Origin of the sequence: Bacillus haikouensis, from assembly GCF_013179555.1 — a bacterium.
Lineage (GTDB): Bacteria > Bacillota > Bacilli > Bacillales > Bacillaceae_B > Rossellomorea > Rossellomorea haikouensis_A.
On the sequence record NZ_JABMCR010000036.1, the window covers coordinates 1 to 22,935 of the forward strand.

Annotated in this window: 17 protein-coding genes and 1 riboswitch; of the genes, 12 read left to right on the forward strand and 5 right to left on the reverse strand. The window is 41.2% G+C overall.

Going from position 1 to position 22,935, the window contains the following annotated elements; all coding sequences use genetic code 11:
- Nucleotides 1-33: 33 nt before the first annotated feature.
- Nucleotides 34-1,644, forward strand: coding sequence for an amidohydrolase (locus HP456_RS05580; RefSeq protein ID WP_172249024.1), 1,611 nt, complete (start codon nt 34-36; stop codon nt 1,642-1,644).
- 127 nt (nt 1,645-1,771) lie between these two features.
- Nucleotides 1,772-3,907 carry a DNA helicase RecQ gene (gene recQ, locus HP456_RS05585; protein WP_172249025.1) on the forward strand — a complete coding sequence of 712 codons (2,136 nt, stop codon included), beginning with the start codon at nt 1,772-1,774 and terminating at the stop codon, nt 3,905-3,907.
- A 52-nt stretch (nt 3,908-3,959) separates the two neighbouring features.
- Here the strand turns inward: recQ and HP456_RS05590 are convergent, their stop codons facing one another.
- On the reverse strand, nt 3,960-5,564 hold the full coding sequence (locus HP456_RS05590) for an ABC-F family ATP-binding cassette domain-containing protein (RefSeq protein ID WP_172249026.1): 1,605 nt from the start codon (nt 5,562-5,564) through the stop codon (nt 3,960-3,962).
- Between the two features lie 396 nt (nt 5,565-5,960).
- Nucleotides 5,961-6,686 carry a ZIP family metal transporter gene (locus tag HP456_RS05595; protein ID WP_172249027.1) on the reverse strand — a complete coding sequence of 242 codons (726 nt, stop codon included), beginning with the start codon at nt 6,684-6,686 and terminating at the stop codon, nt 5,961-5,963.
- Nucleotides 6,687-6,848: 162 nt separating this feature from the next.
- Here HP456_RS05595 and HP456_RS05600 point away from each other — a divergent pair, with 162 nt between their 5' ends.
- From HP456_RS05600 to HP456_RS05610, 3 genes are all read left to right on the forward strand, one after another.
- Nucleotides 6,849-7,388, forward strand: a complete 540-nt coding sequence (locus HP456_RS05600; protein WP_172249028.1) for a YhcN/YlaJ family sporulation lipoprotein — start codon at nt 6,849-6,851, stop codon at nt 7,386-7,388.
- A 573-nt stretch (nt 7,389-7,961) separates the two neighbouring features.
- Nucleotides 7,962-9,170, forward strand: a complete 1,209-nt coding sequence (locus HP456_RS05605) for an MFS transporter (RefSeq protein WP_172249039.1) — start codon at nt 7,962-7,964, stop codon at nt 9,168-9,170.
- A gap of 369 nt (nt 9,171-9,539) precedes the next feature.
- Complete coding sequence (locus HP456_RS05610; RefSeq protein ID WP_172249029.1) at nt 9,540-10,397, forward strand: CvfB family protein; 858 nt, start codon at nt 9,540-9,542, stop codon at nt 10,395-10,397.
- Between the two features lie 801 nt (nt 10,398-11,198).
- Here the strand turns inward: HP456_RS05610 and msrA are convergent.
- Nucleotides 11,199-11,723, reverse strand: a complete 525-nt coding sequence (msrA, locus tag HP456_RS05615; RefSeq protein WP_172249030.1) for a peptide-methionine (S)-S-oxide reductase MsrA — start codon at nt 11,721-11,723, stop codon at nt 11,199-11,201.
- A 202-nt stretch (nt 11,724-11,925) separates the two neighbouring features.
- A riboswitch (cobalamin riboswitch) is annotated at nt 11,926-12,122 on the forward strand.
- A gap of 183 nt (nt 12,123-12,305) precedes the next feature.
- On the opposite strand from msrA, the gene HP456_RS05620 reads away from it, so the two are divergent.
- The 7 genes from HP456_RS05620 (at nt 12,306) to HP456_RS05650 (ending at nt 20,775) form a co-directional block, all read left to right on the forward strand.
- Nucleotides 12,306-13,262 carry an ABC transporter substrate-binding protein gene (locus tag HP456_RS05620; protein ID WP_172249031.1) on the forward strand — a complete coding sequence of 319 codons (957 nt, stop codon included), beginning with the start codon at nt 12,306-12,308 and terminating at the stop codon, nt 13,260-13,262.
- The gene (locus HP456_RS05625) at nt 13,225-14,277 is read left to right on the forward strand and encodes a FecCD family ABC transporter permease (protein WP_172249032.1); all 1,053 of its coding nucleotides are present in this window, start codon (nt 13,225-13,227) and stop codon (nt 14,275-14,277) included. The genes HP456_RS05620 and HP456_RS05625 overlap by 38 nt, the downstream gene beginning before the upstream one ends.
- Nucleotide 14,278: 1 nt before the next feature.
- Nucleotides 14,279-15,751: a heme ABC transporter ATP-binding protein gene (locus tag HP456_RS05630; protein ID WP_172249033.1), complete on the forward strand. Its 1,473-nt coding sequence runs from the start codon at nt 14,279-14,281 to the stop codon at nt 15,749-15,751.
- A 284-nt stretch (nt 15,752-16,035) separates the two neighbouring features.
- The gene (locus tag HP456_RS05635) at nt 16,036-16,986 is read left to right on the forward strand and encodes an LCP family protein (protein ID WP_172249034.1); all 951 of its coding nucleotides are present in this window, start codon (nt 16,036-16,038) and stop codon (nt 16,984-16,986) included.
- Between the two features lie 387 nt (nt 16,987-17,373).
- Nucleotides 17,374-18,219: a pyrroline-5-carboxylate reductase gene (gene proC / locus HP456_RS05640; protein WP_246288769.1), complete on the forward strand. Its 846-nt coding sequence runs from the start codon at nt 17,374-17,376 to the stop codon at nt 18,217-18,219.
- A gap of 120 nt (nt 18,220-18,339) precedes the next feature.
- Nucleotides 18,340-19,455 carry a glutamate 5-kinase gene (gene proB / locus HP456_RS05645; protein WP_172249036.1) on the forward strand — a complete coding sequence of 372 codons (1,116 nt, stop codon included), beginning with the start codon at nt 18,340-18,342 and terminating at the stop codon, nt 19,453-19,455.
- A gap of 57 nt (nt 19,456-19,512) precedes the next feature.
- Nucleotides 19,513-20,775: a glutamate-5-semialdehyde dehydrogenase gene (locus tag HP456_RS05650; RefSeq protein ID WP_172249037.1), complete on the forward strand. Its 1,263-nt coding sequence runs from the start codon at nt 19,513-19,515 to the stop codon at nt 20,773-20,775.
- Between the two features lie 475 nt (nt 20,776-21,250).
- Here HP456_RS05650 and HP456_RS05655 read toward each other — a convergent pair whose 3' ends face one another.
- On the reverse strand, nt 21,251-21,997 hold the full coding sequence (locus HP456_RS05655) for a 3'-5' exonuclease (protein ID WP_172249038.1): 747 nt from the start codon (nt 21,995-21,997) through the stop codon (nt 21,251-21,253).
- The coding region (locus tag HP456_RS05660; protein WP_246288771.1) for a DUF294 nucleotidyltransferase-like domain-containing protein at nt 21,997-22,935 on the reverse strand (939 nt) is incomplete at its 5' end. The genes HP456_RS05660 and HP456_RS05655, both read right to left, overlap by 1 nt.

Sequence of the window (22,935 nt, forward strand, 5' to 3'; positions counted from 1 at the left end):
TAAGGATCTTTTGGCAGGAGGAGGAATCTTTAATTGATCATTGATAATGTACGTTTATATGATGGGCATGATTATACACAGAGCGAATTGATATATCATGTCGTTCTTGAGAACGGAAAGATTAGGGCTATTGAAAAAGGGAGAACCTATGAAAAAGGCCGTCATGTGGCAGATGGTAAGGAAAGGGTGCTGGTTCCTGCTTTTCATGATTCCCATCTTCACTTCCTGCGCTACGGTTTAATGAAAAGAGAATTGGACCTCAGACATGTTACCAGCTGGGAGCACATGAAAAAAGAAGTTCAGACTTATTATCCAAAAATGGAGGAAGGCGATTGGGTAGTAGGACGGGGATTGGAGGACAGTGCGTTTACAGACCATGATTCGCTACTTGAAGCAAAAGACCTCGATGAACTACATTTACATACTTATATGTTCTTTCTTCATCAGGATGGACATGAGTGCGTAGTTAATCACAAAGTGATGGACCTATTGAGGAAGGAAGAAAAGTTCAAGAATATACCGGAAGATTTCAAAGAAAAGGATGATAATGGTGAATGGACTGGACGTTTTAAAGATACTGCAGTACATTTCATTAAACATCATTTCCGCAACAGAAGTACTGAAGATGCAAAAGATGCTCTTGCATACGGAATTCCCCATCTTCTCAAACATGGGATCGTCACAATCCACAGCGATGACTTGAACTTTATCGGTTCTTACGACAGGCTTTGGGATGCCTACACTTCACTTGAGCAGGAAGAAAACCTGCCGATAAGAGTTTATCTTCATCATTATATCTTTGATAAGAGGAACTTAGAGGACTATCTGGCTGACCACCCTTTTAGAACCGGAGAAGGAACCGATCAAGTGAAGGTCGGTGCCGTGAAAATATTTTTGGACGGGACTCAAAGGCTGCATACAGCAGCTATGAGGATACAGTATCGGGATAGAGAAGAAACTTCAGGTAATGTGGTGTATACTCAGGAACAATTGAATGAAATCGTGACGCTTGCAGGTCAGAATCGTATGCAGGTTGCAATGCATGCCATAGGTGACAGGGCGGTAGAACAGGCGATAACGGCATTGGAGCAGCCGGATGCACGGACTGATCTACTCCGTCATCGAATCATTCACGCTCAGACAGTTGGCCACGACTTGCTTTCCCGCTTGGAGAAACTCAATGCAGTCATAGAGACTCAACCCTCATTTCTATTGAGTGAATGGCATAAAAAAGAAAAATGGGTCGGAAAGGACCTCCTCCCTTTATGTGATGCTTTCAAGAGCTTCATGAGCCGTAATATTCCTTTTACGTTAAGTTCGGATTTACCAATCGGTTCTTTGAATCCGTTTGTAGGAATGTTTGCTGCAGTGAACCGGACTAATCTTGAAGGAGAACCAAGTGGAGGATGGCAGCCCCAAGAAAAACTGACAGTTGATGAAGCGTTCAGGGGTTATACTTCTGTCCCTACGCTGATCGAGCTAAATGAAAACAATAATGAAGGCAGACTGGTAAAGGAAGAAAGGGCTGATTTCCTTTTACTCGACCGGCATCCATTGGAGGTAGATATAGAAAAGATTCATCAAATTAAAGTGGTTGAAACATGGAGCGCCGGAAAAAAAGTTTACGATATCCATCAACATTAACTTTCATACGATCCAAGTGGGAGAGCATCATCCTTGGATCGTTTTTTATGACTTCATCTTTGTTATGTGTTGGCACATGAATGAAAGTAGAATACAATAAAGGGAAGAAAAGATTGGAGGTATTCAGTTGATAGGTAAAGCCCAAAACATATTAAAGCAATATTTTGGATACGAAGAGTTCAGAGCTGGACAGGCAGAAATTATATCTAACATTTTGTCCGGCAAGAATACTGCGGGAATTATGCCGACAGGAGGGGGGAAATCAATCTGTTATCAGGTTCCTGCACTGATGTCCGAGGGCATCACGCTGGTCATCTCGCCTTTAATATCTCTGATGAAGGATCAGGTCGACTCATTGACGGTCCAGGGTATACCAGCAACTTACATAAACAGTACGCTAAGTGCCTCTGAAGTGGAAGAAAGAATGGAAGAAGCATCACACGGAGAATATAAACTTCTTTATGTTGCTCCCGAAAGATTGGAATCTTCACGCTTCATCAACTTCCTGGATTCATTGAGGATCCCTTTGGTCGCAGTCGATGAAGCACATTGTTTATCCCAATGGGGACATGATTTCAGGCCGAGTTATCTAGGAATATTCAATGCGGTGAAACAGCTTTCCTCCAAGCCAGTTATATTGGCGTTGACTGCTACAGCTACCCCTCAAGTTCAAACCGATATCCTCAATCATTTACATATTCCTGGAAATAATAAAGTGTTGACTGGTTTTCAACGAAATAACCTCTTTTTCAATGTAATAAAAGGTGAGGACAGGAAGCGATATGCAGGAAGTTATGTACAAAAAAACAAAGAACAATCCGGAATCATCTATTGTGCCACCCGAAAAGAAGTGGACAATGTCCATGATTATTTATTGAAAAAAGGAATTTCTGCCGGTAAATATCATGGTGGACTTTCTGATTCTTTAAGGCTCGAGCAGCAGGAAGCGTTTTTGAATGATTCGATTCTGGTAATGGTAGCAACCAATGCATTCGGTATGGGGATAAACAAATCAAATGTACGGTATGTGCTCCATTATCAAATCCCCAAGAACATGGAAGCGTACTATCAGGAAGCTGGAAGAGCCGGCAGGGACGGTGTAGAAAGTGAATGCTTGTTACTTTTTTCACCTCAGGATATTCAAACACAGCGCTTTATCATTGAACAGAATGTGATGAGCAGTGAATTACTTCAAAATGAACTTCATAAATTGCGTGATATGGTGGACTTCGTGCATACAGAATCCTGCCTTCAAAATTATATTCTTTCTTATTTCGGAGAGGAATCGGATTCGGAATGCGGTCATTGCAGTAATTGTCTTGACGACAGGGAAGCAGAAGATGTGACGGTAAAGGCTCAGATGGTTCTTTCCTGTATGATCCGTATGAATGAACGCTTCGGATCGTCCATGATCAGCGGTGTGCTGACCGGATCGAAAGGAAAGAAAATAAAGGACTTTGGATTCGAGAAGTTATCCACATATGGACTATTAAAAGGACAATCACAGAAAGAAGTGGGTTTATTTATTGATTATTTAATTTCAGAAGGGATCATCGATGTTGAAGGGGGGAGTTTTCCGATATTGAAAGTATCCGTAAAAGGAAAGGAAGTATTAATGGGGGAGAGGTCCGTTTCGAGAAAGATCCAGATCCAGGCTGCTCCTGTTCTGTCCGATGACGATGAACTATTCCATGCACTACGGAAACTAAGGAAAACGATTGCTGATGAAGAAGGTGTGCCCCCATTTGTTATTTTTTCAGATAAAACCCTTCATGACATGTGTATAAGACAACCTTCAAATGATACAGAATTCCTTACTGTAAGCGGGGTGGGAAACAGCAAACTGGAACGTTATGGGCAGCGTTTTTTAGCCGAAATTAACTCATTCTTACAGGAAAATGAGGAATATAGATCGAAACAGAAGGAATCAATCCGTTCAGCATCTGTTGCAAAGGAAACATCCGACCAGCCATCTTATCTGATTACCTTTGAAATGTTTCAAGCTAAGAGAAGCATTAAGGAAATTGCAAGTGCAAGAGAAATGAGTCCAACAACGATAGAAAATCATATCATCCGCTCCTTTGAAGAGGGACAGGCGGATGATTGGAGCATTTTCTTCACGGAGGATGAGGAATCTTTGATTGAAAAGGTGGTTAATAATGTAGGAGAAAAACCCCTGAAACCGATTAAAGAGTCACTTCCTGACGATGTTTCATACTTTCAAATTAAGGGATACCTGGCGAAAAGAAGAATGCGGGCATAACAAAAAAACCAATCAGCGGCGACTGATTGGTTTTTTCGTTGTTTAAAGTTCATTATGCTTTTTGTGAAGCTGTTTTCGTTTCCAGGAATTCATCATATGAGGTCTGCTTATCGATGATTCCTTCTTCTGTTATTTCAATGATGCGATTGGCAATTGTTTGTATGAATTGATGGTCATGAGAAGCAAAAATCATTGCTCCTTTATATGCAATCAATCCATTATTCAATGCAGTGATGGATTCAAGATCCAAGTGGTTGGTCGGCTCATCCAACAGAAGAACATTTGAGCCGCTCAACATCATTTTTGATAACATGCATCGGACTTTTTCTCCACCCGAAAGAACACTTGGCTTTTTCAGCACTTCTTCACCAGAAAACAACATGCGTCCCAAGAAACCTCGAAGAAATGTTTCGCTTTCATCTTCAGGTGAATACTGACGTAGCCAGTCGACTAAAGTAGGTTCATTTCCTTCGAAATACTCTGAGTTGTCGTTAGGAAAATATGCCTGTGTAGTGGTAACTCCCCATTTAAATGTTCCGCTGTCCGGCTCCATTTCGCCTGCCAGTATTTTGAATAGCGTTGATTTTGCGATTTCGTTTGAACCGACCAATGCGATTTTATCGTCTTTGTTCATGATAAAGTTCACATTATTCAATACTTTAACGCCATCTATTGTCTTTGTTAGACCTTCAACACGCAATACGTCATTTCCGATTTCTCGCTCCGGCTTGAATTGAACATAAGGGTAACGCCGCGAACTCGGCTTTATATCATCTAAAGAGATTTTCTCAAGAGATTTTTTACGGGATGTCGCCTGCTTGGATTTCGATGCATTGGCACTGAATCGTGCGACGAAAGCCTGAAGTTCTTTAATCTTCTCTTCTTTTTTCTTATTCTGATCCTGAGCCATTTTTAGTGCCAATTGACTGGACTCATACCAGAAGTCATAATTCCCGACATAGATTTGGATTTTACTGAAATCAAGATCGGCAATATGCGTACACACTTTGTTTAAGAAATGACGATCATGAGATACGACGATGACTGTATTTTCGAAATTGATAAGGAAATCTTCCAGCCACTGAATTGCCTGTATATCAAGGTGGTTGGTAGGCTCATCAAGTAAAAGTACATCAGGTTTTCCAAATAGTGCCTGGGCAAGAAGCACTTTCACTTTTTCTCCCCCGGTCAGCTCAGACATTAGTTTTGTATGAACATCTTCACCGATTCCAAGTCCTTTTAAAAGAATGGCAGCTTCTGATTCTGCTTCCCATCCATTTAATTCGGCAAATTCCCCTTCCAATTCAGCAGCTTTCATGCCGTCCTCATCAGAGAAGTCTTCCTTCATATAAATAGCGTCTTTTTCCTGCATGACTTCATATAAACGGGTATGTCCCATTATGACTACCTTTAACACTTCGTATTCTTCATAAGCAAAGTGGTCCTGCTTTAAAACGGCAAGGCGCTCACCGGGAGCCATGGATACATGTCCTGTTTGAGCTTCCAATTCACCTGAAAGAATTTTTAAAAAAGTCGATTTCCCCGCACCGTTCGCACCTATAAGACCATAACAGTTTCCAGGGGTGAATTTTATATTCACGTCTTCGAATAACTTGCGGTCACCGAAGCGTAAGCTTACATCTGATACTTGAATCATTAACGATACCTCCCAATACTCAATCTAAAAGATTATAACACGCGAATGGGATAAAAAGATAGAGTATCGCACAACCAAGTTGATAGGTCGCAATGATTAAATGAGACATTTATAACATTAAAAATATCATTTCAGAAAATGAGGACTAATGTCCTTTGATGTGCAGGCTGCTCGGGGTCAAAAGCTTAAACGGTCCGAGATGGCAAAGAACGCCTTCCCGGTCCATTCATCTTATGCTTGTCGCCTCTGACCAAGCCGCCTCCGCTTTTCATTTTCCAGCTCCGGCGGCTAGAGGCTCGAGGTCATAAGATAAATGGACCAAGAAGGCAAAGAACGCCTTCCCGGTCCATTCATCTTATGCTTGTCGCCTCTGACCAAGCCGCCTCCGCTTTATTATTATAAATTTGTGAAAATATAGGAGATGATGATTCCCAAGGATGAGATAAACCCTACGACAGGTCCTCCTTCTTCAAATGCTTCCGGAAGCATGGTGGAGGAAACCATTGCTAGGAGGCCTCCTGCACCAAAGGCGCCTATGATGAACTCGGTACTTTCGGGGGCATTTCTCAAAAAGATGTATCCAGCCAAAGCACTCAATGAAGATATGATTACGACACTGCCCCAAAGAGTCAATATCTTTTTTGGACTATAATTATCAAGCTTCAATCCAATGCTGCTAGATAAAGCTTCAGGGAAATTACTGATAAAAATAGCTGCAATAAAAACCCATTGAACGGATTGACTGCCCAGGAAACTCACGCCGATGATGATAGACTCCGGGATAGCATCCATCAGGGTGCCGGTGTAAATGGCCAATCCCGAATGGTTATGAGGATTCTTCTTGGAACGCTTTCGCTGGCTGCCGCCTTTTTTTGAAATCCACAATTCAAATAGTGTGAAAATACCTGCACCAAATAGAAACATGGCCGTGATCTGGAGAATGTCCGCATTTCCCTTTGCTTCACTAAGAAGGTCAAAAGTAGCAGACCCGATGATGAGCCCGGTTCCAAAGGCCATGATAAATGCGGTTATTTTTTTGGGGATCTTTAGGTAAATCCCCATTAATGCGCCCAAAAATAAGGATAAGCTTGCAATACCTCCCCAAAGTGCTGCCTGGTACATATATTGCCTCCTTCCACTATTAGTATGGAAATAATAGAACGAACCATTCATTAGAACCTTTCCCATATTTAATGAATTGGTAAACTATTTTCTTACTAACGAATAGTTTTCCGATCTGGGGGAGATAGTAAAGTTGACTAATCAATAACAGGAGGAATTAACATGAAGAAATATATCTTGGTTTCATTGATGGGACTTATGTTTTCAGGGGTTGCTGCTGGTTGTGGTGCGAACAATGATAATATGAATGAACAAGGCATGAATACAAATAACGATAATGGAGATTTGAAAAGGGTAGGATATGATCAAGAAAGGCCAAGGGATTATATGAATGTAAATGATCCAGGCACCCGTGATACGGTGAGGGAAAACTACTCCATTTCCGAGGAAGCTGCAGACAGAGTTACAGATTTAGATGAAGTGAGTAAATCTTTTGTTTTGACTACGGAGAGAAATGCCTACGTGGCAGCAGTTCTGGTAAATGGTGAGAATGGCCAAGTATCGAAAGAATTGAAAAATAAGATAGCAAAGCAGATAAAAAGAGTGGATGCTGGAATTCAGAATGTTTATGTTTCAACAAACCCTGATTTTATCGATCAAATGAGGGGATATGCCGACAAAGCGGAGAATGGTAAACCGGTCGAAGGGTTCGGGGAAGAATTAACTGATGTTCTTCAAAGAGTGTTTCCTGATCGGGAATAGCAATCGTTTAGATGTAAAGAGGATGGGACAAAACTATAAAACCACTGTCTAAGACGAACTTTTTAGAGTGGTCTCTAAATACCGCTAATGATTTCCTGCAAGACTTCGCTTTCCGCGGGTATCCCGTGAGGATTCTCGGCCGCATACCTCCCTGCGGGGTCTCGCATGTCTAGCTGCAGGGCTTAGAGGCACTTGTCATAAGCTAAACCGACCAAGAAGGCAAAGAAGAGCACCTTCTAGGCCGATTCGTCTTATGCCACCAGCCTCTGAGCAAACCCCTTCCGCTTTTCTAATAAGCTGCTGTTCCCGCGGGAGTCTTCGTCTTGCACTCCAATCAACCGCTGGAATAAGCTGCACCTAAATATACTTTTAAATTAAAAACCCGAACCAATTTGCCAGCAGGAAGGCAATTTAGTTCGGGTTTTACATATGCTAAAACAACATTTTTGTTCCGGTCTTTTTTTTATTTAAATTATCAAAAACACATAAAGTGTATAAAAAGTCAGATAAATTAAGTATAATGTTTAGGAAAACGAAATAAATAACGGGGGAGATTATTTGGCACAAGCCGCCATGAAGTCAGTACATAAACAAAATGCCACTATTTACGGAATTCTATTTGCCATCAGTTCAGGTCATTTCATTAATGATACATTGCAGGCAGTGGTGCCGGCTATGTTTCCAATCATTGAAAGATCGCTGCAGTTAAGCTATACACAAATCGGCTGGATCGCATTTGCCTTAAATATGACGTCCTCATTATTACAGCCCGTATTTGGATATTATGCAGATATTAGATCCAGGCCATATTTATTACCGCTTGGAATGCTGTCAAGCCTAATCGGCCTTATTGGTTTTGCCATATCCGGGCACTTTCTATGGGTGATCTTATCTGTCCTGTTCATCGGTTTTGGGTCAGCCATTTTTCATCCGGAAGGGTCAAGGGTCGCCTATATGGCAGCGGGACAAAGAAGAGGACTGGCCCAATCCATTTATCAGGTCGGCGGGAATACCGGTCAGTCACTTGCCCCATTGATTACTGCATTTGTTTTTGTTCCATTCGGCCAAAAAGGGGCACTTTGGTTTTCCCTGGCTGCGGTTGCTGGAATCATCGTTTTATTGAAAGTTTCAAAATGGTATTCCGCCCAGTTACAGACAAGAAGAGCGATGAACAGCAGAAGTCTGAAGGCTGACTCGGGTGCGCCTTTGCATAAAAAAATCAAATGGGCGATGATGCTTGTCGTATTTTTAGTTTTTGCAAGGTCCTGGTACTCAGCGGGATTATCGAATTATTATCAATTCTATTTGATTGAGGATTACGGGCTGTCAATCCAGAAAGCCCAGGCCTATATTTTCGCCTTTATGTTTGCAGGTGTATTGGGTACTTTTTTTGGCGGGCCACTTGCAGATAGGTTCGGAAAGAGAAATATCATCTTCTTATCAATGCTTGGAGCTGCACCATTAACGTTGGCACTGCCTTATCTTTCTTTGCTATATGTGTTTCCGGTCATATTTTGCATTGGCTTCATTATTTCTTCAAGCTTTAGTGTAATTGTAGTATATGCACAGGAGTTATTGCCGAAAAAGATCGGAATGGTCTCAGGTCTGACAGTTGGTCTTGCTTTCGGAATGGGTGCGGTTGGCGCTGTACTGTTCGGAGGATTGGCAGATGTATATTCGATTCGTTTTGTTATGATATTATGCAGTTTTCTTCCGTTATTAGGGATGCTTACTTTTTTACTTCCTACTGACGAAGCAGTCAGGAACTATCATAATACGTAAAGGCAGAAGTGCTGTGGTGATGTGTGAATACAACTCACCATGCACTTTTTTTATTCTGGCTCAATAGCAGAAGTATCTTATTATGCGGTGGTTTCTAACCCGCAGGCTGCTCGTACCTATACAGTGCAGGCGCAAAGGTATAAAATTCTTTTTGTCTGTAACAATAGTATAAGGCAGTTTGTTAGTATATAATGAGAATTCGAAGTCGCTTATAAAGGATCCAACTCCCAATATGAGTATATTCTTAATTCAGTTTCTATTTTCTGCAGTAAATATACTCTATACATATAAAAGAAAAAAAGATATATTAATTCAATATACGCTAAGGTGAGCGGAATAAAATATAACTAATGATTAGGAGGAACTGTAATGTCTTCATTGAAACCAGGTACAGTAGAAGAGCTATATGTCGATCATGAAGTCCCATATGGCTTCTTTTTATCCAATGATGTCGATCGTGTGCTGCTGCATCATTCAGAAATTACAGAAGAAATACAAGAAGGGGAAACTGTAAAAGTATTCCTCTACCATGACAAGGACGTCAGGCTTACTGCGACCATGCGTATTCCGAAAGTACAGGTAGGTGCATACGGATGGGCGGAAGTAGTGGATAAGCGTGAAGATCTTGGAGTCTTTGTCAATATCGGATTACCAAAGGATATTCTTGTCTCTGCCGATGATCTGCCGAAATTCCTATCATTGTGGCCGGAACCTGGTGACCATTTATTCTTAACGCTGAATCGGGACAAGCAGGATCGTCTGTATGGCCGGCTTGCAACTGAAAATATAATCGAACAGGTGTCCAGAAGAGCATCTAAGGAAATGCTGAATGCCAAAATACAAGGAAGAGTTTATCGTTTATTGAAGGTGGGGACGTTCTTTTTATCCGAGCAGGGTTATCGATGTTTCGTCCATGAAAATGAACGTAAACAAGAGCCGAGACTTGGGGAATTGGTGGAAGCAAGAGTTATCGATGTAAAGGATGACGGCAACATAAATGCCTCTTTCCTGCCCCTGAAGCAGGAAAAAATGCTGGATGATGCAGAAGTGATCCTTTCCTACCTGCATCAAAGGAATGGTGCCATCCCGTTCTGGGACAAAAGCCAGCCGGATGAAATTAAGGAACGTTTCAACATGAGCAAAGCCTCTTTTAAACGTGCGATCGGTAAACTGATGAAAGAAAATAAGGTTTATCAAGAAGAAGGCTGGACTTACTTGAAAAAATAATGAATATCACTGGGAGAGCGGTTGATCCGCCTCTTTTTTTTTGATGATGGTACACTTATAAAGCACGACCTCCCTGGATGGATATGTGTTGTGAAAAAAACTATTCTATCTGATAAAAAGAATTTGGAATGTAAGAGTTGGATACCATATTGACTTATTAAGAGAGGCTTCATGGTGGACTGTAATCAAAAGGGTTTCTGTAAGGGGATTATTACCTGACAGATCTGGATGGAAATCTTGGAGAAATACTGAATCGCTCAGGAAGGGTCATACTTATATTTTTGTTATAGAGCAGCAGGACTTTAACGCTGGAATCCTCACTGTATGAATGGGAAAGGAGAAGGTTTGGGCAACGAATATTTAAGATGGAGGTAAGTTCTTGTGTCAACAGAATGGTTATGGAAAACCAAGGTTTGATTGTCTGCATAGCAATGAGAGGTTGAATCAATACTATCAGAATAGATATGGATTGAAAGAGATTATTCATGAAATGCACAATAAGCAAAAAAAAATAATAGGAGAACCGAGAAAATCTTGCGATTGATGGCCATTCTTGGTGGAGGATTTTCCCGGTCCCTTCTTCTTAACTTGTACAAATGTTCTAAATATATTCATTCCATTGTCTTCCGTATTCCCTGTGTTATTGTTCACCATCCAAATGTACTTTGTCATCTTCAGGGAGTAAAGCACAAAAGTTGACCTAATCCCAGGAAGCTTTTACTTTGTTTTGTTAACTCTTTTCCATGAAAAAACCCCTTTCTGCCAAATCGTTTTGGAGAAAGAGGTTTCCTTTATACAATGTTAATGCTGCCAGTGATTGCTGATAAATTCATCCCTGCCGGATACTTTTCGATCGGCTTTATATTCATCAGGCTTTTTCTTGTAAAATTTCTGATGATACTCTTCTGCCGGATAAAATACTTCTGAAGGAAGAATCTTCGTTACGATAGGCATACTGAAACGTCCACTTCCTGCAATTCTTTGTTTTGATGATTCAGCGGCTTCCTTTTGCTTATCGTTGTGATAAAAGATGGCTGTCCGATATTGATCTCCGCGGTCATGAAATTGACCGCCATCATCTGTGGGGTCGATTTGTGGCCAGTAAAGGTCCAATAGTTTCTCATAAGGAAAGACAGAAGGGTCGAAGGTGATCTGTACTACTTCATAATGCCCGCTTTTTCCCTCTTTTACATCATTATATGTTGGGTTTTCAATATGTCCCCCTGAGTATCCTGAAACGACATCAAGGATGCCGGGTAATTCGTCAAAAGGTTTTACCATGCACCAGAAACACCCTCCGGCAAAGGTAGCGAGTTCTTTCTTCATTTCATAAGCCTCCTGATTTATTGTTGCTTTAATATGATAAAGAACCATCATGATGAACAAATTTTAACACCTTTCATGCGAATTTGACAATCAATTAAATTGCGCATTTTAAGATAACTGATAGATCCTTAAAAAATTAAATACTTAAAAATATGTTTACCTGTATAGATAAGCTCCTGTATAATTCTTGTGTACGGAAAATTACATAGTTGTTTGATTAGGTGAAGCGGAATGGCATTAGCATTCTAAAGCTTCTTCAAAGGGAAGTTGGTGCAATTCCAACGCGGTCCCGCCACTGTAAATGGGAGCCAGCTGCAATGAACCACTGTATGGTTATACGGGAAGGTGCAGTAAGCAATGACCATAAGCCAGGAGACCTGCCTGACATCATTAACACTGATACTACGCGGATAGGAAGGTGTAACATGCATTGTTGGCTATTTATAGATAAACCCTTTTGCATTTTACACTGCATCTCCTTTTCGGGGATGTTTTTTTATTTAGCGTTCAGATTTGTTGTAACGGAGAAGATAAGCACCGGTCATCCGGAAACTTTTTCATAAAGAAAAAAGGAGGGGAACAATGAAAAAGATTAGTAGTCTGCTTATTATTTTTATGTTGGCAGTAGTATTCTCAGCTGCTTGCGGCAATGAACCCGGAAAGCAAAATGCAGGGGAAGGGACTGAAGAGAGAGCCGTAGACGAGTCTATCAAAGTCAAGGATGCTTTAGGTGATGAAGTCAGTTTGGATTCGGAGCCTGAACGAATCATCTCGTTAATTCCGAGTAATACGGAAATACTATTTGAACTGGGTCTTGGTGAAGAAGTGGCAGGAGTAACGGATTTTGATAATTACCCAGAGGAAGCAGCCTCAAAGGAAAAGATCGGGGGAATGGAATTCAATGTTGAGAAGATCATCAGTCTGAACCCGGATCTTGTACTTGCTCATGAATCTACGGCAGTGAGCGCAAACGAAGGGTTAGATCAATTGCGGGACTCAGGAATCAACGTATTCGTCATTCGTGATACTCAGAAAATAAATGAAGTATACACGATCATTGAGAATATCGGTAAGTTGACCGTGAAAACAAAAGAAGCTGATCAATTGGTATCTTCCATGAAAAATGATCTTCATGAGCTTAAAACAAAAGCTGAAAAAATCGGGCAGAAGAAAAACGTGTATGTTGAAGTTGCTCCTGCACCTGATATTTATTCAACTGGAAATAATACGTTTATTAATGAAATGCTTGAACTGATTAATGCGGAAAATGCCTTGAAAGATCAAGAAGGATGGATTGCAGTCAATCAAGAGGAAGTTATCGCAGCGAACCCCGATGTCATCATCACCACCTACGGTTACTATAATGACAAATCAAAGGAACAGGTCATGAACCGGGCAGGGTGGGAAGAAATCAACGCAGTAAAAAATGAGCAAGTTTATGATGTACACTCTGAACTGGTGACGCGTACCGGTCCGAGATTGGTAGAAGGAGTAGAGGAAATTGCCAAATCTGTTTATCCGGAGATATTTGCAGAATAGAGTTTGGATTATTTACCTGGCAGCGGTAAGTATCCTCATCCTATCACTGCTGCTTGGAATATCGATTGGAACCGTACAGGTTTCTGTTGTCGATATAATAAAAATTATCAGTGCCGGCATAGCCGGCGGCGGCTCATCAGAGTATGTTGACCCGATGCATGCGAACATTGTATTTTCCATTCGCTTACCCCGTGTGTTATTAGCTTTGATAGTGGGAGGCTGCTTAGCAATTGCGGGGGCTTCCTTTCAAGGTTTATTAAGAAATCCCCTGGCTGATCCATTTACGCTCGGGATGTCTTCCGGAGCATCAGTAGGTGCAGTAGTTACTCTTTTTTTCAGTATTAACCTCCCTTTTCTCGGGTTGTTCACGCTGCCTGTCATCAGTATCCTCGGTTCATTGCTCACCATATTCCTTGTGCTGACGTTTGCGAGGAAAGTCGACCGTACAATGAAAGTGGAGACAATCATATTGACAGGGATCATCTTCAGTTCTTTTCTAGGTTCCGTCATCTCTCTTATGATTGCATTGTCTGGAGAAGAATTAAGGCAGATCATCGGCTGGCTTCTCGGCAGTGTATCCATGAGGGGATGGGATTATATTTTCATCGTTTTTCCTTTTTTTGTTGCCGGAACGTTGATTTTGATGTTTAATGCCAAGGAATTGAACGGCATGAGCTTCGGGGAAGACCAGGCCCGCCATATAGGGATCTCGGTCCAGAAGAGAAAGTATATGATTCTGGTTGCCGGAAGTATGCTTACCGGGGCTGCCGTTGCGGTATCAGGGACGATCGGGTTTGTTGGACTGGTTATCCCACATTTTATAAGAAGGATTATTGGGTATAATCATCAACACGTACTTCCGTTGTCTGTGATATCCGGCGGTGCATTCCTCGTGGTAGCAGACTTGATTTCCCGTACCGTGATAAGTCCGTCAGAATTACCAATAGGGGTGATTACTGCTTTAATCGGCGCCCCGATATTTTCATATATATTGCTTAAGAAAAGAGGATCTTAACATGCTGAAAGTTCAAGGGTTATCTGTAGGTTATGATGAAAAAGCCATCGTGGAAAAAATCGACTTTCATGTTGACACAGGTGAATTCTTTGGCATCTTAGGTCCAAACGGGAGTGGGAAAACGACGCTTCTGAAGGCACTTTCAGGTGTTCTTTCACATACAGCAGGGAAGATTACCCTGAATGGAAAGAACCTGAGTGAGTATGCAGCAAAAGAGTTAGCTAAACTGATAGCCGTACTGCCGCAGAATTCGTCCCATTCTTTTTCTTACAGTGTCAAAGAAACAGTCATGCTTGGAAGGTACCCGCATCAACAGGGATTATTTAAATCGATTTCCTCGCATGATGAAGATATTGTATTTGAAGCGATGACTCAAACAGGCGTGGAAGGATTGCATCATCGGAAGCTGGATGAATTATCGGGTGGAGAAAAGCAGAGAGTATTTCTTGCGCAGGCCCTCGCACAGGAGCCTAGAGTCATCTTGCTGGACGAACCGACCAATCATCTGGATCTATCCTTTCAAAAGAGCTTGCTTGAATTGTTAAAGAAACAAACAAAAGAGCGCAATCTGACTGTCGTCTCCATTTTTCATGATTTAAATCTTGCAAGCCTTTATTGTGACCGCCTCCTTCTGCTTCAGAATGGACGATCCAGAGTGGTGGATCACCCTGAAGAGGTGTTGAAGGAACAACATATTAAAGAAGTCTATGGTACAGAAGTACATAAACAAGCACACCCCCATGTAGCCAAACCGCAGATCGTCATCCTTCCAGACGTGAAAGCGGAAGAGAACCATTTGGCAGCGGGTGAAAAGTATTTGAATATTGCTCCGGAAACAATCACTTATAAATCACCAGTTCCGATGAAGTGCATGTCATCAGGGGTGATCGGTTCAGGATTTGGCTGGTTTAAAAACGTTGTAAATCGTCATGTCTCCCCTCATTATAATTGCACCGATTACAAGTCGGATATGATTAAGTTCCTTAAAGAGAGTGAGTTTGATCCATCTTTTACAGTCGGCATGATGACCGCCGTAAACATGGAGGATGTCGAATATGGGACCTATCGTTTCAACGAGCATTCAATTTTTGTAGTGGTGACCGCAGGTGTGGGAAATGCTGTTGATGTAACAGAAAGTGAAATGTCTCCTCAAGAGATAAAACCAGGAACGATAAACACCTGGGTGATAATAAACGGTAAGTTATCAGATGAAGCCTTTATAGAGGCTCTTGTCACTTCAACAGAAGCAAAAGTAAGGGCCATGCAGGATCAAAAAGTGTATGATCGCAGAACTGGAACCCTTGCCACGGGGACACCGACAGACAGCATTCTGATTGCTTCCACCCATCAAGGAACCGATTATCCATTCGCTGGAAGCATCACGCCACTGGGGAGGCTGATCGGTAAAGGAGTATTTCAAGTAACCAAAAATGCAATTGAATCCTATCGAAACAGAATGAACAAACCAAATTAGTAAATAATTGAGATAAAAAGCTGAGTCACGGTTAAGGCAGACTCAGCTTTTTTATTCGGGAAAAATCAATCCGATGGTTAAATTTAAATGTTGTTTGGAGCGAGCTTCAGTTCCTAAAATATGGAGCCATATCAAAATAATTATGTTACTATAAACTATATATTCTTATCATGCTGGAAATTCATGCTTTTCTCTCCATAACCTGAGTGTTGAGTTACGATGGATTGTAGAGTAGAATTTCTCAATAGCTTGCTGCCATTTTATTTTGCAAAGAAGGTGGAAAAATGGATTCAAGACTCGATCGCAAGAAGAGAAAGAAAAAACGGGGAAGAAAAATTATTACAGTGCTATTATTAATTATACTATGTTTACTTGGCTATTCAGCCTTTCAATTCTACAAAGGTTACCAGATGGCTGATGGTAAGCAGAATATGAAAGAATATAAATTTAACGGGGTTAAAGACGAAAATGGGAAAATCAATGTATTGCTGCTCGGCGTAGACAGCAGGGGAGAAGAAAAATCCCGGACAGATACGATGATGCTTGCCCAGGTTGACCCTAAGACAAATGAAACGAAGCTTGTCTCTTTCATGAGGGACATTTATGTGGAAATTCCAGGTTACCAAAACTATAAGTTGAACACTGCATTCTATTTAGGCGGTCCTGAATTATTGAGGAAGACGATCAAGCACAATTTTGATATCGATATCCAGCATTATATGATGGTCGATTTTAAAGGATTCGAACAATCTGTTGATATCCTTGCTCCTGAAGGAATTGAAATGGATGTTGAAAAAGCAATGTCTGAAAATATAGGAGTTTCACTCGAACCAGGGGTACAGACATTAAATGGTAAAGAACTGCTGGGCTATGCCAGATTTCGTGCAGATGCCGAGGGAGATTTCGGCAGGGTAGAAAGACAGCAAAAGGTAATCTCGGCCTTAAAAGGAGAAGTGCTCACCATCGACGGTGTCACCAAGCTTCCTAAACTGGCTGGTTCCATCCAGCCATATATTCAAACCAATATGTCCAAGCTCGATCAAATCTCGCTCGTGAAGGATGTACTATTGAGCAACAGTAATGAAATAGACAAGCTCACGATTCCTATTAAAGGGTCATACGACTTTGGTCGCTACGAAGGTGTCGGCTCTGTCATTGAATTGGATTATGATGAAAATGTCCAAGCCTTGAAAGAATTTCTGAACGGAAAGAGCTCAAGGGAAGTCACCGAATAAAAAAATGAACGTAAATGAAAGCTCATCGGCGTATATATGCCGGTGAGCTTTTTTTCCCCCATCAACTGGAGCGAACTTGCAAGATAACAGACAGCTGTATTTTAAAATGCCTGAGCCTGATTAAACGTGATTAGCGGTGATTTAAAGCTCTCAGAGTGCATTTGGGTAACTCAAAAAGAAATGATAGCGCTTCCACTGCCATTTTCGGCTTATTCCTTACTACTTCCGGATATCGCCTTGATATCATTTACCATCATGTTACGATTATTAATGTTGTGAACAAAGCACAAGACAAATTATATAATTAAAACCAAATAATTGAAATTATTCAACTAATAATTACTGAAAACAACCTTTATTAAAATGAATGGAACGGAGTGGATACGTTTGTTGAAAAATAAAACAGTTGCTTTCTTAGGTGCAGGAAATATGGCGGAAGCGATGATTTCCGGAACAGTGCAAAGCGGCAAGATTCCAAATGATCAAATCATCGTGTCAAATCGAAGTAACAAAGGAAAACTTCAAGAAATCAATGCAAAATATGGGGTGCGTACTCTGCTCAAAGATGATCTTCCTTTTGAGGAAATCGATATACTCATACTTGCAATGAAGCCTAAGGATATAGATAAAGCGTTAGATTCGATCAACCATCTTATAAATCGAGATACAGTTATCATGTCCGTACTTGCAGGAATAACAACTTCTCATATGGAAGAACAATTACCTGCAGGTCAATCAGTTATTCGCGTGATGCCGAATACATCAAGTATGCTTAAAGAATCCGCTACAGCTATCAGTTCCGGGAGATTTACATCTGAGAATGATATGGAGAATGCTAAGGAATTGCTCTCAAGTATTGGTGAAGTATATGTAATCGATGAAAGTGAGATGGATATTTTCACTGGAATTGCAGGCAGCGGCCCAGCATACTTCTATTATCTGATGGAGCATATCGAAAAAACCGGTGCAGAAGCGGGATTAGATCCGAAGCTTGCACGCAAAATAGGTGCGCAAACCATCTTCGGAGCAGCTAAAATGATGCTTGAGCGGGAAGAAACACCAACACAACTAAGAGAAAACGTAACATCCCCTAATGGCACGACAGCTGCCGGACTTGATGCATTAGCAGAGTTTGGCGGAGGGAAGGCTATCTCAGAAGCTGTAAAAGGAGCAGAAAAAAGATCAAAAGAAATCAGCTCCGAATTACAGTCCCGACAATTAGTGACTAACTAATAAAACACGTGTAAATAACCTCTAAAAATAAATTACCAAAAATGAATGACATGAAATACAAGTCCGTCCCTCTCATGGGTAAGGGGACGAGGGACGGACCTTATTACTAGGAGTGAGTGGATGTCCCAAGATAATAAGAAGAAACGTATCGTGATAAAGATTGGAAGCAGTTCTTTAACGAGCTTGCACGGAGAAATGAGCCGGAGAAAGCTGGAACGATTAGTAGATGAAGTTGTTCGCCTGAAAGATGACGGTCATGAAGTATTACTTGTCTCCTCAGGTGCCGTTGCAGCCGGATACCGTAAACTGGGCTGTTTAACACGTCCAGACTCTTTACCGGAGAAGCAAGCGGCAGCTGCAATCGGGCAAGGGTTATTGATTGAAGCTTATTCTGATCTATTTATATCGCATGGTTACGTAGCTTCCCAGATTCTGATTACTCGTAGTGATTTTTCAGATGAAGACCGTTACAATAATGCTCGTAATACGATCAATGTGCTTCTTGAGAGAGGCATCATCCCAATTGTGAATGAAAACGATACGGTAACAGTAGATCGTTTGAAGTTCGGGGATAATGACACTCTTTCAGCGAAAGTAGCTGCATTGGTCGATGCAGACCAATTAATCATCCTTTCTGATATTGATGGATTATATGATTCTGATCCCCGTAAGAATCCAGAAGCTGAATTACTGGAAAGTGTAACGGAAATTAACGATGATATTGAAGATATGGCTGGAGAACCTGGAAGTTCAGTAGGTACCGGAGGCATGCGTTCTAAAATCGATGCATTTAAGATTACCATGGCATCAGGCATCCCCGCCTTTCTTGGGAAATCCGGCAACACAGATATCATTTACGATGCAGTGCAGCATACTGCTAAAGGAACATATTTCGAATCAGGAAAAGATGCAGTGAACTTGGACTCGAAGAAACAATGGATCGCATTCAATTCTGGTCCAGAAGGTGAAATCATGATTGATACAGATGCAAAAGAACGTATTCTGGAACAGAAGGAAAGCCTTACAATCAATGATATATATACAGTAAAAGGGCGTTTTGACAAAGGCGCGGTAGTAAGGATTCTTGATAATAAAAATGAAGAAATCGGCCTGGGAATGGTGAATTACCGTTCAGGACAACTGAAAAGCCCGACTGAAATCGAAGACGACCAAATTGCAGTGGAAATCGATCACCTGGTATGCCATATCGAATTCCCGATTCCAGTAGGCGTTTAAGGCAACAATAGAAATAATTTTATAAAATATTCCAACATTTAAAACAGGAGGCATTTGATGACTTTAACTATTGAAAAGACCGATGTACAAAAACAAGCGATAAAGGCAAAAAAAGCTTCTAAAACATTAAGTCTATTAACTACAGAACAAAAAAATAAAGCGTTGCACGCACTTGCTGACCACTTGGACGCCAACTATGAAAAAATTCTGCATGAAAATGAAAAGGACCTTGAAAAAGGCAGAGTTAAAGGATATGAAGAAGCTTTCATGGATCGACTTTCATTGACAAAAGAGCGTGTGGAAGACTTTGCAAGCGGGCTTAGACAAGTTGCTGACTTAGAAGATCCAACTGGGGAAATTGTTTCTGATTGGACACTTGAAAATCAACTTCAAGTACAGAAAGTTACCGTTCCATTAGGTGTAATCGGCATGATTTATGAAGCACGTCCTAATGTAACAGTCGATGCTACCGGATTAGCATTGAAATCAGGTAATGCCATTGTTCTTAAAGGCGGTTCAAACGCCATTGCATCCAATAAAGCAATTGTGGATGTGATGCATGAAGCATTGGAAAAAACGGATATCCCTAAAGAAGCGGTGCAATTCATCAATACTACAGATCGTGAAGCAACAAATGAATTGTTTACCATGAAGGAACATATCGATGTGTTGATTCCACGCGGCGGCGGAGCGCTCATCAATGCCGTTGTAAACAATGCAACTGTACCCGTTCTTGAGACAGGTGTAGGAAATTGCCATATCTATATCGATAAGGATGCAAATGTTGAAAAAGCATTGAATATCCTGGTGAATGCAAAAACCGACCGTCCAGCTGTGTGTAATGCTGCGGAGACAGTCATCATCCATGATGAATGGTTTAACAAACACAAAGATGTCTTAACAGCAAAGCTGGCTGAATATGACGTTTCCATCCATGGTGATGAAAAAGTGGTGCAATCCATTTCAAGTGCCAAGCCCGCAGGCGAAGAGGATTGGGCGAATGAGTATCTCAGTCTTGACATTGCAATTAAGGTAGTAGAATCAATTGAGGATGCAGTCGACCACATTGAACAATATGGAACAAAGCATTCAGAAGCAATTATTACTGAAAACAATGAAACGGCTAAGAAGTTCATGGTGCTGGTAGATGCAGCAGCTCTTTATCATAATGCATCTACGCGCTTTACTGATGGAGGAGCATTAGGGTTCGGTGCTGAAATTGGAATTTCAACTCAGAAACTACATGCACGGGGACCTATGGGTCTTCCGGCATTGACAACAGTGAAATATATGATGCACGGTACAGGTCAAATCCGCTAGGATAAAAACAGAAAAAAGAAGGGGCTGGGACAAAAGTGTTTTAGCCTAAGAAAAACCCGAACGAAACTGCCTTTTAACAGGCAAATTAGTTCGGGTTTTTATTTTATTCAATGTACACTTAAGTTTTAGCACTTTCCAGCGGTTGATTGGAGTGCAAGACGAAGACTCCTGCGGGGAGAGCAGCTTATTAGAAAAGCGGAAGGGCTTTGCTCAGAGGCGGGGTGCATAAGACGAATCGTCCTGGAAGGCGCACTTTGCCTTCTTGGCCGGTTTGGCTTATGTCATGTGTCTCTAAGCCCTGCAGCTAGACAAGTGAGACCCCACAGGAGCGAACGCGACGAGGAGGCTCACGGGCTACCCGCGGAAAGCGAAGTCTTGCACGGAAATCATTAGCGGTATTAAGAATATACGCTGAAATTGTTCGTCTTTATATCGTGGTTTATTAGTTTTGTCCCAGCCTCTTTTTTTCTAATGCTTATTCTTTTTGATCATGGATCAATTCATGCAGTCCCTTAATGGTATGCACCTCTTGCCGGTAACAGATTTTAAGCAGTTCTTCGAAAATCTCCGCCGTCATTATCGCATCATTTAAAGCATGATGACGTGTCCGCTTGGGTATATCAAACCTATTCACCAATGCATCCAAGTAACAATCTTTTCTTCCAAGCAGTGCGTTAGCCAGGGCAAAGGAGTCTACATACTCAGGTTTGAAAGAAGGGAGTTCCCATCTAATTAATCTCTTTTGGAGGAAGTTAATATCAAAACTTGCCGGATGTGCAACCAGGATTGTTCCTTTGCTGAATTCAAGAAAATGCTTTAGTCCGACAGGAAGTGTAACTCCATTAAGAAGATCTTTACGTCTGAGGCCGGTAAACTTCTTTGTATCTCTCGACACTGTCTGTAGGGGATTGATGACCCGGTAAAAAGTTTCTTTTTCCTGTATTTTTCCCTTAGTTACTTTAACTGCGCCGATTGAAATGATTTCATCTCCTATTTCAGGGAAGAATCCGGTAGTTTCCAAATCGAAAATAGTGAATGTGCAATGATATAAATGCATTTTTTGAAGGTTCGGCTTTTCAGCTTCAAATTCTTTTAAGGCTTGTCCGATTTTAATATAAGATGGTCTCGCCTTTTCCTGATTCACCTGAACCCTAAAGAAAAATTGATGCCATAAATAGTATTTAAGGATTCGGAATCCCACGTTTATTCCTATATCATTCATTAGACCACCCGGTTTCTGTTGAAGCTGATTTCCATCACCTGCTGTAACCGGTTGGCTATTTGTACAGCTTCCTTCAACCTTTGCCTGTCCTCTTTAGTCAAATCGCGAACATCTATCTCATTGCTCAGCTGTTTTCCTTCTATAAGTTCTTTAAGGTTTTGCTTGGTGCGGAGTGTTAAGAATATATGCATGGCCATCTTCACGTTTTCAGCATCACGTGGGTGAAAAGCCTGCATATTCTTTAAAGCATTCACTCTTTTAATCGTGTTTACTTCTTTCACTCCATACTTTACGCAATGAATTCTGATCATATTTACGATTTGCAAGAGACCGGACTTTTTAATATTAAACAAATGATTTTTAGGCTTTAAGTTCACTCTTCCCAGTGGTCCGACAGGTAGCTTGAACCGCAATGCATCTTTTCGCAATAATTGCTGCATGCTCAGGGAACGCTTTGATTTTTCAGCCAGGTAACTCCTTATTTCTTCTGCTATTGAATAGTCCCCGTAGATAGGGCGGAAATCATAAAACATCGTTGTATTTTGAATTTCCTGTGCATCCATTTCATGCAGCCATTCATCGATGGCTTTCTTCCAATCTGTGTACGAACGCTTCCATTTTTGTTCTTTTGCCATGATTCCTCCCGTGCACTCAGGAAATCCACATGCCTCAAGCTTTCGATTTAACTTTTCAGTGAATGCTTGAAAGTAGGTATCCACCTTATCCATATCTGATAAGTGACTGTAATCATCCAGAATGATGCCGTTATCCTGGTCAGTATGGAACCCTTGTTCACTGCGGCCCTGACTCCCCATCACGATAAAACAATAATTGATTGGAGCACGGCCAAAACCTTCTTGACGCATTTCTTTTTCTGTCAATTGTATGATCTTTCTGTGCAGCCTGTCATTATAGTTACTGATTACTTCACATACATC